Origin of the sequence: Serratia sp. JSRIV001, assembly GCF_019968745.1 — a bacterium.
Lineage (GTDB): Bacteria > Pseudomonadota > Gammaproteobacteria > Enterobacterales > Enterobacteriaceae > Chania > Chania fonticola_B.
Genome location: NZ_CP074147.1, coordinates 4,871,701 through 4,883,930, shown reverse-complemented (window position 1 = coordinate 4,883,930; position 12,230 = coordinate 4,871,701). Strand labels below are relative to the sequence as shown.

10 protein-coding genes are annotated in these 12,230 nt (G+C 42.5%); 5 read left to right on the top strand and 5 right to left on the bottom strand.

The genetic code is table 11. From position 1 onward, the window contains the following. Window positions 1-18 precede the first annotated feature (18 nt). Window positions 19-2,451: a fimbria/pilus outer membrane usher protein gene (locus tag KGP17_RS22600; RefSeq protein WP_223498368.1), complete on the top strand. Its 2,433-nt coding sequence runs from the start codon at window positions 19-21 to the stop codon at window positions 2,449-2,451. A 44-nt stretch (window positions 2,452-2,495) separates the two neighbouring features. Further along, entirely contained in the window at window positions 2,496-3,449 is a 954-nt protein-coding gene (locus KGP17_RS22595) for a fimbrial protein (RefSeq protein WP_223498367.1), read from the top strand. Between the two features lie 220 nt (window positions 3,450-3,669). On the opposite strand, the gene KGP17_RS22590 is transcribed toward KGP17_RS22595, so the two are convergent. The 5 genes from KGP17_RS22590 to KGP17_RS22570 all read right to left on the bottom strand — a co-directional run bounded on the left by KGP17_RS22590 (window position 3,670) and on the right by KGP17_RS22570 (window position 8,454). Next, the gene (locus tag KGP17_RS22590) at window positions 3,670-4,206 is read right to left on the bottom strand and encodes an NADPH-dependent FMN reductase (RefSeq protein ID WP_223498366.1); all 537 of its coding nucleotides are present in this window, start codon (window positions 4,204-4,206) and stop codon (window positions 3,670-3,672) included. A 278-nt stretch (window positions 4,207-4,484) separates the two neighbouring features. After that, a complete protein-coding gene (locus KGP17_RS22585; RefSeq protein ID WP_223498365.1) occupies window positions 4,485-5,726 on the bottom strand; it encodes a pyridoxal phosphate-dependent aminotransferase in 1,242 nt (413 codons plus the stop codon). A 1-nt stretch (window position 5,727) separates the two neighbouring features. Beyond that, complete coding sequence (locus KGP17_RS22580) at window positions 5,728-7,461, bottom strand: pyridoxal-dependent decarboxylase (protein ID WP_223498364.1); 1,734 nt, start codon at window positions 7,459-7,461, stop codon at window positions 5,728-5,730. A 118-nt stretch (window positions 7,462-7,579) separates the two neighbouring features. Further along, complete coding sequence (locus KGP17_RS22575; protein WP_024530851.1) at window positions 7,580-7,831, bottom strand: hypothetical protein; 252 nt, start codon at window positions 7,829-7,831, stop codon at window positions 7,580-7,582. Window positions 7,832-7,863: 32 nt separating this feature from the next. Beyond that, entirely contained in the window at window positions 7,864-8,454 is a 591-nt protein-coding gene (locus tag KGP17_RS22570; protein WP_223498363.1) for a helix-turn-helix domain-containing protein, read from the bottom strand. Window positions 8,455-9,178: 724 nt separating this feature from the next. Between KGP17_RS22570 and kefF the strand changes: the two genes are divergently transcribed. From kefF to KGP17_RS22555, 3 genes are read left to right on the top strand one after another with little or no spacing between them, the layout of a single operon-like run. Continuing rightward, window positions 9,179-9,736 (top strand): glutathione-regulated potassium-efflux system oxidoreductase KefF, encoded by a 558-nt coding sequence (gene kefF, locus KGP17_RS22565; protein ID WP_024530853.1) that lies wholly within the window; start codon window positions 9,179-9,181, stop codon window positions 9,734-9,736. Beyond that, window positions 9,729-11,555 carry a glutathione-regulated potassium-efflux system protein KefC gene (gene kefC / locus KGP17_RS22560; protein ID WP_223498362.1) on the top strand — a complete coding sequence of 609 codons (1,827 nt, stop codon included), beginning with the start codon at window positions 9,729-9,731 and terminating at the stop codon, window positions 11,553-11,555. The genes kefF and kefC overlap by 8 nt, the downstream gene beginning before the upstream one ends. A 48-nt stretch (window positions 11,556-11,603) precedes the next feature. Further along, window positions 11,604-12,227 (top strand): glutathione S-transferase family protein, encoded by a 624-nt coding sequence (locus tag KGP17_RS22555; RefSeq protein ID WP_024530854.1) that lies wholly within the window; start codon window positions 11,604-11,606, stop codon window positions 12,225-12,227. Window positions 12,228-12,230 lie beyond the last annotated feature (3 nt).

The following is a 12,230-nucleotide window of genomic DNA, read 5'->3' as shown; positions in this document are numbered from 1 at the left end:
TGCATAGCGTGCTGAATAATGAAAAGATTAACCTGTAGTGTTTCTCTTGTGCTTTATTTTGTTCCTGTTTGTTATGCTGGATATTCGTTCAAACCTTCAATGCTGGGCAACGTGAACAATGCAGCCAATATAGATCTTTCCTTATTCAGTGATAACATTCTTTTACCCGGTGAGTACAAAGTGGACTTGTACGTTAATGGTAATTACTTAGGCAAAGAGATATTCAATTTTGTTCTGAATGAAAAAAAATTAACTCCGTGCATAACCAAACGGCATCTTGTTAATTTTGGTATTAAAGAGAAAGGGATTAATACGGTAACAATGTTGAATCAATCCTGCATTGATATTCGTTCCCTTCAAGGGGCTGGGGTAACGTTTGATCAGAACAGGTTACAGCTGATGGTCTCTCTCCCTCAGAAATACCTTTCTCGCACCGGCAGAGATGTTTCACCTGCGTCTTACAATCAGGGAGTCAACGCCCTGCTGTTAAATTATAACATCAGTGGGGTAGAAAATATTTCTCATCAGTTGAACAATGCCGGAGGGAATACTTTATTTGCCAATCTCCGTCCCGGTATTAATGCAGGTCCCTGGCGGCTGCGAAACTACACGACATGGCGTCAGGATGATAAGGGTGACGAATGGAATACTGTCTATAACTATGTTCAGCGCGACATTATACCGCTTAAATCACGCCTGTTGTTTGGGGATGGGGTGTCAGGATCAGACGTTTTTGATGGTATTTCGTTTCGAGGCGTGCAGATGAGCTCTGATGAGGGGATGCAGCCAGCAGGGTTGCAAGGGTATGCCCCCGTTGTGCGCGGAATAGCACGAAGCAATGCCGAAGTAGTGATCCGTCAAAACGGTTTTATTATTTATCAGGACGTCGTCCCGCCAGGTGCTTTCGAGATCAACGATCTTCATTCAACAGGATCCGGTGGTGATCTTAATGTCACCGTTAAAGAAAGTGATGGTAGTGAACAGCATTTCATTGTCCCCTTTGCCTCATTACCGGTGCTGATGCGTGAAGGCATGTTTAAATACAACCTGACCTCCGGCCGATTCCGTTCCTATGATTCTTCCGCTGAAAACTTTTATTTTAGCGAAGTATCAGGTAGTTATGGTGCGCCCGGCGGTCTGACTGTTTATGGTGGTATTCAGACCTCTTCCCCTTACACTGCAATCTCAGCAGGAGTTGGCAGCAATCTGGGGGGCGCTGGCGCTGTTTCGGCAGATGTGACTATAGCAAGATCAAAAACAGGCTATGGCGACACAGTAAATGGCCAGTCATTGAGGCTGAGGTACAGTAAAAGTATACCAGAGAGCGGGACATCGTTTTCTGCGGCTAGCTATCGCTACTCAAGTAGCGATTACTATAATATGTCAGAGCTTTTTGATACTTATACAAATGACATGGATTGGGTCAGTCGTCAAAAACGCCGCAACCGGACAGACCTGACGCTGAGTCAGCAACTGTGGAAAAATGCCGGATCCTTAAATCTGAGTGTTGTGAATGAAGATTACTGGAACAGTAATGATGTGTTTCGTGGTTTTCAGGTCGGGTATTATAATAGCTTTAAGACGGCTAATTTTTCTCTGAATTACAGCCGTACATTAAATCAACACCGAGCTAAGGATGACTCATTATCGTTTAACATTTTTATACCGCTAAAACTTACTTCAGGATCTATCGGGTATAATATGATCCGCAACGGTAAAACGCTTGCTCAAAGCGTTGCATTAAATGGTACAACATTAGAGGAGAGGAATCTTAACTGGAGCATACAGCACGATCTGCGTCGCGCCTATACGACCAGCGCAAATTACGATGGCCCTTATGCCATGATGAATTTGGGTTTTTCTGATAATGATTATCAAAGGCGTGTGAATTATTCCATGTCCGGTGGTGTAGTGGCCCATGCTGGCGGTATAACAGCAGGCAAGGTTTTGGGGGAAACGGTAGCACTTGTTGATACCAATGGAGTCAGTGGTATAAGAGTGAGTAACTTCACGGCAATTAAAACGGACCTAAATGGTTATGCTATTGTTCCCTATGTAACACCCTATCGTGAGAATGATATCTACCTTGATGTCCTTTCTGCTAATCAATATGATTTTATTGACTCCGTAAAAAAGGTGATTCCAGCTCGTGCTGCAGTTGTAAAAGCCAATTACAAAGTACAAGGGGGACAACGGGCGCTTTTCACTCTTTCGACTAAAGATGGGTTTGTACCGTTTGGTGCACAAGTTTCTCGGGTAGTGGAAAGTACACCGATAATAGACACGGTTGGGGAGCAGGGGCAGGTATATCTGGCCGGTCTTGATGAGTCTGGTAAGTTGCAGGTGAAGTGGGGCGCTGAGGTGAAAAAAATCTGCTATGTTGATTATTTACTCTCTGAAGATCACCTCAATGCTGGAATTTATTTCCTATCATCAGAATGTCGAAGTTAACATCTGGCTATTGTCACATTAATTATTTTAAGATATAAGGTGATATGGTGATTACATTTTTCAGACTCATCTCTTTATTGTCTCTGTTGGCAATGCCCTGCTTTTCTTATGCCATACAGTGTTCTTGGAATGGCGGGCAGTATAATACTGTTCCAAATAGATATTCGTTTAATCTGTCTGTAAATGTTAATAGCCCGCAAGCTTATAATACAAGTGGTAATAATTTATTGAATCTATCAAATTTTAATAATGTTATTTCCTGCAAGGCAAGCTCAGGGACCGATGCTTTGACTCTCGTTGGTGTCGGGAGTATGGTTGGTAGTACTTGCACAGGGAGCCCAGCAAGCTGTGGCATCAGTGGGTGGGTGATTGGTAGTAGTGGTTCTCCTGTTACTGTCACAGGAGCACTGGGTATGAATACACCTGTTTATACATATAATACTAGTGCGCAAGGAATTCCTTTATATTTTGGCCTATATATGACGCAAGGGAAGTCATTAAATATTGCATCAGGACAATCACTAGGCCAATTTAATTTTGGGGTGACAAATTCTGGGGGAGGTACATCAGTTTTTACTATTAATGCAGTAGCAGGGAATTCGGTAAACTTGAACCTAAATACATGCTCTGTGCCTGTAGTAACAACGGTGACATTGCCTACTGCGATGATAAGTCAGAGTGTTGGGGCCTTTGGAACGCCTGTATCTGTCAATCTCCCTATTGATTGCTCGAACGTAGTAGGAAAACTTTCCCTTAAATTATCTTGGGCAGGAGGGACTAATATTATACCCAATACTGCTACCACTAGCCCGGCAGGAGGTGTGGGTATAATATTAACCACAAACACGAATGTCCAGATAAATAATGGCCTGGTTTTCCCTCTGCAAAATTCCAGTTCAAATAATATCTCTTTCAATGCTGGCTATTATTCATCCGGTGCACAGGCAACGAGTGGGGCTGTACAAGGGACAGCAAATGTTGATATTATTTATAGATGATGCTTCCCAGTGGTAATCAATCATCTAACATTCCTGGGTTTAAAAATCCGCTTTACCCTAGAAGATAGAACTTAAATTGAAAGTGTGTTGGATGATTATTATTCCTTGTCGCAATGACGGATACTCCCATTCCTTACGTTGGTAACGGTTAAATGAGAGCATCCAATCTACTTATGATCACAAATGCTCAAAAATATATCGAGCAAGCTGGTATCTCTACTTAGCGAGCTGTTACATTATTAAACTCATTAATGAGTATTATTAACTTTCCATTTAGTTCACGATCACTTAATGACTGTCTTGCCTGATCGAAGTTTTGATGAAAGCTCGGAATGGCCAGGGAACCTACAAGCTCAGCGCCAAAAAAAGGTGCTGAGCGGGAAGCGATTTCTAATACACTAGCTCCACCACGTGTGCCAGGTGATGTCGAAAGAAAAACAACCGGCTTTTGTTGGAATACCTTGGTTTCAATGCGAGAACACCAATCAAATAAATTCTTATATGCTGCACTATATGAACCATTATGTTCTGCAAAAGAAATTATTACCCCGGTTGAGGATTTTATTTTGTCAATAAATGCTCTGGCGATTGCCGGTTGGCCCAGCTCTCTCTCAATATCCTCGCTAAATAGAGGTAAAGCGAAATCGTTCAGATCCACAATCTCAACGTCTTGCTCAAGAAAAGTTGCTGCATAAATCACAAGTTTTCTATTGATAGACTTGGAACTAGTGCTGGCAGCAAAAGCAAGTATAGTCATTTGTAATGTCCTTAATTAAAAAAGATTTCAATTATCACCTTTGAATATAGGTGTCCTTAAACACATCATATTTAATATAATGTGTTGGCTGTGCTGAATTAATCAGCACATTCTGAGTGTCGGCCTGCGGATCTACATAGTTAGCTATCCTCCTAACGACTTTCTGTATGTATGTTATGTAGCCTGAATTATTTTACACATAGATAATTTTTTCACTGCGCTTAATGTGATTTTAAGCAGGATCTTAACTGACAATAAAGACAACGCGTTATTTTATATCAGCGGCTGCACACACACAGAATATGCCACTTGCTCAACCGCTGGAGTGCTTCGTCAAGCACCTCTTCGGACTGTACCAACGCAATACGTACTTGGCCTGAACCTCCAGGCCCGAAGCCACTACCGGGAGCGACCAGCACACCAGTGGCATTCAGTAAGGCCTCTACAAATTCCATGTCATTTCCTACGAAACCTGGTGGTAATGGAGCCCAAAGAAAGAAAGTGCTTTGCGACGGTGGTATCTGCCAACCTAGTGATGCTGCAGTATCTACAAATCTACGCATGCGTGATGCATAGATGGCGCTGTTACGTGCAGCGATATTTTCCAATTCATCAAGCATCTCTGCCGCTACGCATTGCAGTGGCAAGAAGGTGCCAAAGTCGATGTTAAATTTGGCTGTACGGATTTTTTCTATCAATTTTGGTGCCCCGGCGGCGAAACCGATGCGCCAACCCGCAAGGCCACAGGATTTACTCAGGCTATGAAGCTCCAGCACGCGCGACAGCGCTCCTGAAGCCGGTAATGCCGCACCACTGAGTAAGCTGTTAGGTGTTTGATCGAATCTAATCTCCGCATAGGCTCGATCGATGACAACCCAAAGTCCATGGCGCTCAGCGAAATCCAAGACGCTTTTCAGTTTGCTCGATGATAATTCCACTCCAGTGGGATTGTTCGGCGAACAGATCACTATCACACGTGCATCCTGTAACTGCTCTGAACGAATCGACTCCAGCGCTGGTTGGCCTAATTCGTCGCAGGTAAATAATTCCACGTGTGCGCCTATCAGGCGGGCACAACTTTGATAGACGGTATATGACGGCTCTGGCATAAGCACAGTCTCTCCTGGCTTTAAACAGGCAAGCAGGCTGTAAAATATCCCTTCTTTTGAACCGAGAAGATTGACTACATTGCGGTCTGGATCGAGTAAAACTGGTGCATCAGTTGGTAAAAACCTACGCTGGTAGTAGGCTGTGAAGCGCTCGCGCAAATAGCGGCATATATCGTAACGGAACTCGCCATAGCCGTGCAGATCGTTACGGCTGACAAAGTGTTGCAGGCGCTCGCGCCATTGTAATTCCGGTGCAATGTCGGGGTTGCCAATCGACAGGTCCAATAGTGGAACTCCGACGAAGTCAGATGCATTCTGTTTCGAACGGTAGCCTTCTACCATGGCTTTGAGTAGGGTGAAAGCGTCGGGGGGCATAGTATTGTTCAAGGGAGGCATGGTTACTGTTCTCATATCAGCGGATCGGTTTTTCGAACGATGTTCTGGCAACGTTGCGAGGCTGTGCGCGTAAACGAGTCTGGAAGTCATGGAATTGCGCGGCAATCAATGCCACGGTTTCGTCCCATACTTGATCACTATGTTGTTGCATCGGATAAAGAAGAAAGCCGCAGATAATAGTTTTAGGATCATTGTTAACGGGATAACCCGGTACGATACTAAAGTGCGGTAGGTCGTAACCCGCATTGACACGATCCCAGCATTCCTGCATAAAAAGCATTGCAAGATCTTGGTAGGAAGAAGCCAAAGCGATTAGCTCTGAATCAAATGGAGCCTCAAAAACTACTTCCCATCCTAGGCTCGAATGGTTAAGTACACGGAACAGACCGTGGCGTTCGAGAGCATCTGCCAGTGAGTTACGAGCCTCGTGCAGACTGGCAAGATAAGTGGCGTAGCCATGACGGCCAAGCTGATTAAGATTGACCCATGCTGCCAGAATACCTTGGTTTGGCCGCGAATTTTCAAAGGTGTAGCGGTAGGCTCGAAACTGACCATAATGAAAATCTTTGTTGCTATAGTGATAGTTTCCGTCGCCGAGCTCGTCCATGAAGCGGTGGTCTCGGGCCACAAAGAAGCTACTCGCGTAGGGACACAGGCCATTCTTGTGGAAATCCACACCGAGTGAATCAAAATTACTTAGACTGTGCATACGTTGTAGCACTTCGGTAATACGTGCTCTGGTTCGTATATCAGGAACTAATTTACACAATAGCTCATGATTGGCATCAAGGAGGCTCAGATATAGCCAGCCAATAACACTGTCCAGATGCAGATAGGGACGTTCCTGCAAATTATGTTTTCGTGCGAACGCCTCGACGATTTCGTGTACTTCACGAGTGTCTTCACAGTTGAAGTTGATTGTGGTTCCACCAGAACACACGATCGCTGCGACCCTGCGCCCGTTAGCATGCTGCTCGTGAAGTAGGTGTTGTAAGGCATGGCCGCACATGCGTCCATTAGCGTTACTGGGGATACGCAGGCAGTTGTTTGAACCTAGCCCGAGTAGGCTGGCAGCATGCTCTACACAGTAATGTGCTCCTTCACTGCATAGAATAATCAGGTCATGTGGCAAACCACTAAGTAGCGATTCTGGCGCAATACGACTCAGTGCTGACTTAATTGCGTACATAATAGTGAATTTACCACCGTTGCAGGCTATTCCCATAGCCTGTGTCCAGCCAGCCCAGCGTCCTATACGCCGCGCTATTTGTTGTTCGATCAATAATGCTTCGCCACAAAATGCGTCCATCAGGCTGTTTGTATTGTAGGCTGTAGCGAGCCAAGCAGCTGCGGTAGCTTCCACACTGGGGGCTGGAAGCATGTTAAATAAAGCGTGTTTTGACTGCGGGCGGATAGCACCTCGAAAGTAGCGTGCTACTTCGTTAAGTAATTTGGCGTCGTCAAGAGGGACCTCATTTTCTTCATGCGCGAGTACATCAAAATAAGAGAAGGGTCGTGCGGGGTACTTTGGACCAAGATTGATGAGTGCATTGGGGGCAAAATTTAGTTCGGGTAGCATTATTTGGTCTGAACGAGCAAATTGCTGCACATGCAGGTCTAATTTCCGTGTATAGTCAATCAGAGACTGCAAGCGCTTTGGTTCATCTGGTGTAGACTGCTGGCTTAGATTTTTTAGCATATTCAGAGTAATTTCATTTTTTATTATGGAGTTAATGTGTTTCTGTCGCATTAAGGTTTCTTCGGTAACAAGGCAATTAAAATAGAGTTAGAATAATTAGGTGAATACATGTGCGCTGAAATCTGATTTACTTAATACGCTTTTCCAGGCTAAATTTATTTTGACATACTTAATTTTCATGGTTCCTGAAGTTGCCGCAATCGTAATAATCTATGAGTTTTCCGGTGTCTTTAACACTGATTAAAAATCTCTCTAGGTTTAGAAGGTCATGTAATACTGATGGGTCATTTGTGGAGTTAATTAACTTTCCGCATGTTTTTATCTGGTAATGTATACCGAAGGAATGATGAAGCAATGCATTCTCAACCATTCTAAGCCTTCTTATTTCAATCAAAAGCTCATCAATCTCGTTATATCTCATGGTTTTCATATTCCTTAAAAGAGTGCGTATCATTAGAATTTTTTTGGCAGTTTATTCAAACTTAATAGTTTTCCTCTTTTAGTCTTTATATACCCACCTCTTTCTAGCTCTCTAATAACTTTAGATATCGAGCTTCTGGATATTTTATTCCTTTCTTTTATATAACCGAATATAGAAATATTGTATTTTTCATTTCCCTCAAGAGAGTTAATGTCCTCTAGACATTTTTTTATGCAATCGTAAACTGAACTACATATAACGCTTTCATCTCTAATTTGGTATATGTCAATTAATTTTGCACAAATATTTGTCATAACTTCCGGTGGAACGTTTTGGTAAAAAAGATCGAAATCAACAGTTTTTAATACACTTTCAGATAGTGGCTTTATATACAAGTTTGTTTTGTTAAAGATAGCCTCATGAATACCAAAAACAAAAGGGGCTTTTATCTCACTGATGATTATGTCATCAGTCATTCTTTTCAAAAGGACGCTACCGCTTAAGAGCAGTATTGCACTTTTCTTTCCATCTCTAATATAATGAGTGGGTATTTTACCCTGAATTATATGGAGCTCATTCACTAAGAGTTTTTGGAAAACCATCGCCAAGTTTTTTGATAACATTTTCCAAGCCTGCCCGCAATTTGTACTCAAAAAAATGTAAATCTATTATCACCTACAAAAATCAATCAGTCAAGGGTGATTGATTGATTTTTTGCTGCTGTAAAACTGCAAGCATTGGTTGAAAAGCTCTACTAAGGGTCATGTTGTTTTTATTTAAGGTGATGAAAACAAAGAGTTGTAGTTTGAAATCCTAATTTTAATAGCTGATTATTGGAAGGGGTATTGTATTTGCAACGCAATTTCAGGATGTAAGCGATGCTGGGAATTTTAATCGGACAATCTCATTTCAGGCTTCAGTTCGTACGTAGGTTTGCTGGCGTTACCGGTTGCGTTGATTGTATTTAATTCATTGTTTTTATTGTATTAAAAGTGCTTTTTTTGATGTTCTTGAAGAATGAGAAGTGGTTATGATTTGCAAAAGTATGTTGACATTTAGTATTATTATAGTTTATAATCAGTCTTGATTGATTGATTGATTGATTGATTGATTGATTGATTGATTGATTGATTGATTGATTGATTGATTGATTGATTGATTGATTGATTGATTGATTTAGGGTTTTGAATAGTGGTGCTTTACTACTCAGCCTGATTTGATTTCATTATTTATTTTATATTATAATTGAATATTCACGCGATTGAGGCTTGTTTATTTTTTTGGGAATATAAATCTATATAGTGGACACATGGGTGAAATATCCTGCTGTTGTGAGAGGGAGTAAAAGTGATACTAATTATTTATGCGCATCCTTACCCTCGGTATTCTCGAGCCAATGAGAATCTTCTAGAGGCTGTCAAAGATATTGATGATGTGGAAATTCGTAGTTTATATGACATTTATCCAGACTTCAATATTGATATCAAAGCTGAGCAGCATGCTTTGGCGTCAGCCGATATTATCGTATTACAACATCCTATGCAGTGGTATAGTTTACCACCGCTGCTTAAGCTTTGGATCGATAAAGTATTAGAGTACGGTTGGGCTTATGGCCATGGTGGCAACGCACTGTTAAATAAGTGGTTGCTTTGGGCTGTCACTAGTGGTGGTGCTCGAGAGCATTTCGCCATCGGCGAATATCCACATTTTGATGCGTTGGCACAACCGCTTCAGGCTACGGCTATTTATTGCGGCATGAAATGGCTTCCACCTTTTTCAGTACATAATACATATTGTTCTGATGATAATGCCCTTGCTAAGAATAGCGAAGCCTACAGGAATTTATTGTTGAATTACCAGTCATCTTATACTGGGGATGCTCATCGGGAAGAAAATTATGGATAATCACACGATGATGACCGAGGGCTTGATCTACTTGGGGGCTGCGGTACTTTTTGTGCCTATTGCGGTTCGTTTCGGATTAGGTTCTGTTTTGGGCTATCTGATAGCAGGATGTATTATTGGCCCATGGGGGTTCGGGTTTGTTTCGCATGCTGAGTCCATCCTTACCTTCGCCGAAATTGGCGTTGTGCTTATGCTGTTTATTATCGGTCTGGAATTAGACCCACAGCGTTTATGGAAATTACGAGCATCCGTTTTTGGTGGTGGTAGCCTGCAGATGCTTTGCTGTGGTGCTTCACTTAGTGTTTTCTGTTATTTGCTTGGTCTTGACTGGAATGTTGCGCTTCTGATCGGTCTTACCTTAGGCCTGTCTTCTACAGCTATTGCGATGCAAGCAATGGGGGAACGTAATTTGACACCTTTGCCGGTTGGTCGTAGTGCTTTTTCGGTACTTTTATTCCAGGATATCGCAGCTATTCCACTGGTTGCCATGATCCCTCTTTTGGTGAGTAGTCCTGGGGAAACAACGCTGAGTGCTTTTATTTTGTCTGCGGCAAAGGTGTTCGGGGCTCTGACTCTTGCATTGTTACTTGGGCGTTATGTCACTCGTCCGTTGCTGCGATTTGTCGCACGTTCAGGTATGCGTGAGGTTTTCAGCGCCGTCGCACTGTTTTTGGTTTTCGGTTTTGGCATTCTTCTGGAAATGTCCGGCTTGTCGATGGCAATGGGAGCATTCCTGGCTGGTGTGCTGTTGGCTAGCTCAGAATATCGCCATGCACTTGAAAGTGATATCCAGCCGTTCAAAGGTCTTTTGTTGGGGCTTTTCTTTATCGGTGTCGGGATGTCGATCGATTTTGGGATTTTGTTTCAAGATCCTTCATTGATCGCTTTGTTGCTTATTGGCTTTATGCTGTTGAAAGCGATGATGCTTTTGCTGATATCGCCTGTGCTTAAGGTGGCTAAGCGTCAGCGCGGACTCTTTACCATTTTACTGGGACAGGGGAGTGAATTTGCGTTTGTGATATTTGGTACAGCGCAATTGGCGGGGGTATTATCTCTAGAATGGGGAAAATCATTGACTCTCGTGATTGCTCTATCTATGGTTATCACTCCACTATTATTAATTCTATATACACGGCTAGAGAGTCGCGTCAAAAAAGACGATCGACCTGATGATGTGATCGATGAAGAAAATGCCAGTGTGATTATTGCAGGATTTGGCCGCTTTGGTCAGATCGCGGGGCGTTTTTTGTTAGCTAATGGTGTACGTGCAATCATACTGGATCACGATCCTGACCACATTGAAACCTTGCGTAAGTTTGATATTAAAGTCTTTTATGGTGACACAACACGTCTTGAACTGTTAGAAGCAGCAGGTGCTGTACAAGCCAAAATATTGATCAATGCGATTGATGATGTCGGTGCGAACTTACAATTGACAGAGTTGGTTAAAGATAATTACCCACATATGAAAGTTATCGCTCGGGCACGTGATGCTGACCATTGGTATCAGTTACGCAAGTTGGGGGTAGAAAATCCAGAGCGTGAAACTTTTGAAAGTTCGATGCTTCTTGGTAGAAAAGCGCTAGAGCTCATGGGCCTAGATCCTTATGAAGCCCGAGAGAGGGCAGATATATTCCGTCGTTATAATCTTAAAATGTTAGAAGAAACACTTGATAACTATGAAGATAATGAACTGCGAATAACAACGTTTAAAAGAACAAAGGACTTACTTTCTGCAGCGCTAGAACAGGATCACGCTGGCCTCGTCAGCGCACAACGAACTGGTTGGAAAGGAACGGTAGAAAGTAAGTCATCATAGTCTGACTCTTTAGTATTTAGTCATCACTGATTATAGAAGGATGAAATAATGAAGTTATATTACTCTCCTGGAGCTTGTTCACTTGCTGTTCATATTATGCTCGAGTGGATGAATAAGCCTTACGAGCTTATTTTGGCTAATAAAAATGATCCTGCCTTTAAAGCTGCTAACCCGATGCTTGCGGTACCTACTTTGGCAGAAACTTCCATCGGGACTTTAAATCAATGCGGAGCTATTTTACGCTACTTGGCAAGCTTTCCAGAGGGCCAGGTTTTTGCCGCCAATCCTAATGATCCTGCAGATATCTATGAGTTCGATCGTTGGGAGTGTTTTTTTACAGGAGATGTGCACCCCAGTTTCTATCCATTTTTTTCACCCCAGCGTTATATCATGGATAGTGATGATGATGCATATGAAAAAGTTATATCAGCCTCAGTGCTTTTAGTCGAACGTACATTTCAGATCCTGAATACACATCTGGAAAATCATGAGTTTATCGTAGGTGGGCACCTGAGTATCATAGATGCTTATGCAACGCCAATGCTTCGATGGGCTAAGCATGGAATGCCAGAAAAATTTAAAACATACTCTAGTATCGAGAGACACTATAATATGATGTGCTCGGACAGAAAGATCATTATGGCAATGCAACAGCAGGGTATTGAAGCATAAGTT

What these genes read in the sequence shown, in the direction of transcription:
- KGP17_RS22600 (WP_223498368.1), top strand. Translation starts at nt 19, where the DNA reads ATGAAAAGATTAACCTGTAGTGTTTCTCTTGTGCTTTATTTTGTTCCT.
- KGP17_RS22595 (WP_223498367.1), top strand. Translation starts at nt 2,496, where the DNA reads ATGGTGATTACATTTTTCAGACTCATCTCTTTATTGTCTCTGTTGGCA.
- KGP17_RS22590 (WP_223498366.1), bottom strand. Translation starts at nt 4,206, where the DNA reads ATGACTATACTTGCTTTTGCTGCCAGCACTAGTTCCAAGTCTATCAAT.
- KGP17_RS22585 (WP_223498365.1), bottom strand. Translation starts at nt 5,726, where the DNA reads ATGAGAACAGTAACCATGCCTCCCTTGAACAATACTATGCCCCCCGAC.
- KGP17_RS22580 (WP_223498364.1), bottom strand. Translation starts at nt 7,461, where the DNA reads ATGCGACAGAAACACATTAACTCCATAATAAAAAATGAAATTACTCTG.
- KGP17_RS22575 (WP_024530851.1), bottom strand. Translation starts at nt 7,831, where the DNA reads ATGAGATATAACGAGATTGATGAGCTTTTGATTGAAATAAGAAGGCTT.
- KGP17_RS22570 (WP_223498363.1), bottom strand. Translation starts at nt 8,454, where the DNA reads ATGTTATCAAAAAACTTGGCGATGGTTTTCCAAAAACTCTTAGTGAAT.
- kefC (WP_223498362.1), top strand. Translation starts at nt 9,729, where the DNA reads ATGGATAATCACACGATGATGACCGAGGGCTTGATCTACTTGGGGGCT.
- KGP17_RS22555 (WP_024530854.1), top strand. Translation starts at nt 11,604, where the DNA reads ATGAAGTTATATTACTCTCCTGGAGCTTGTTCACTTGCTGTTCATATT.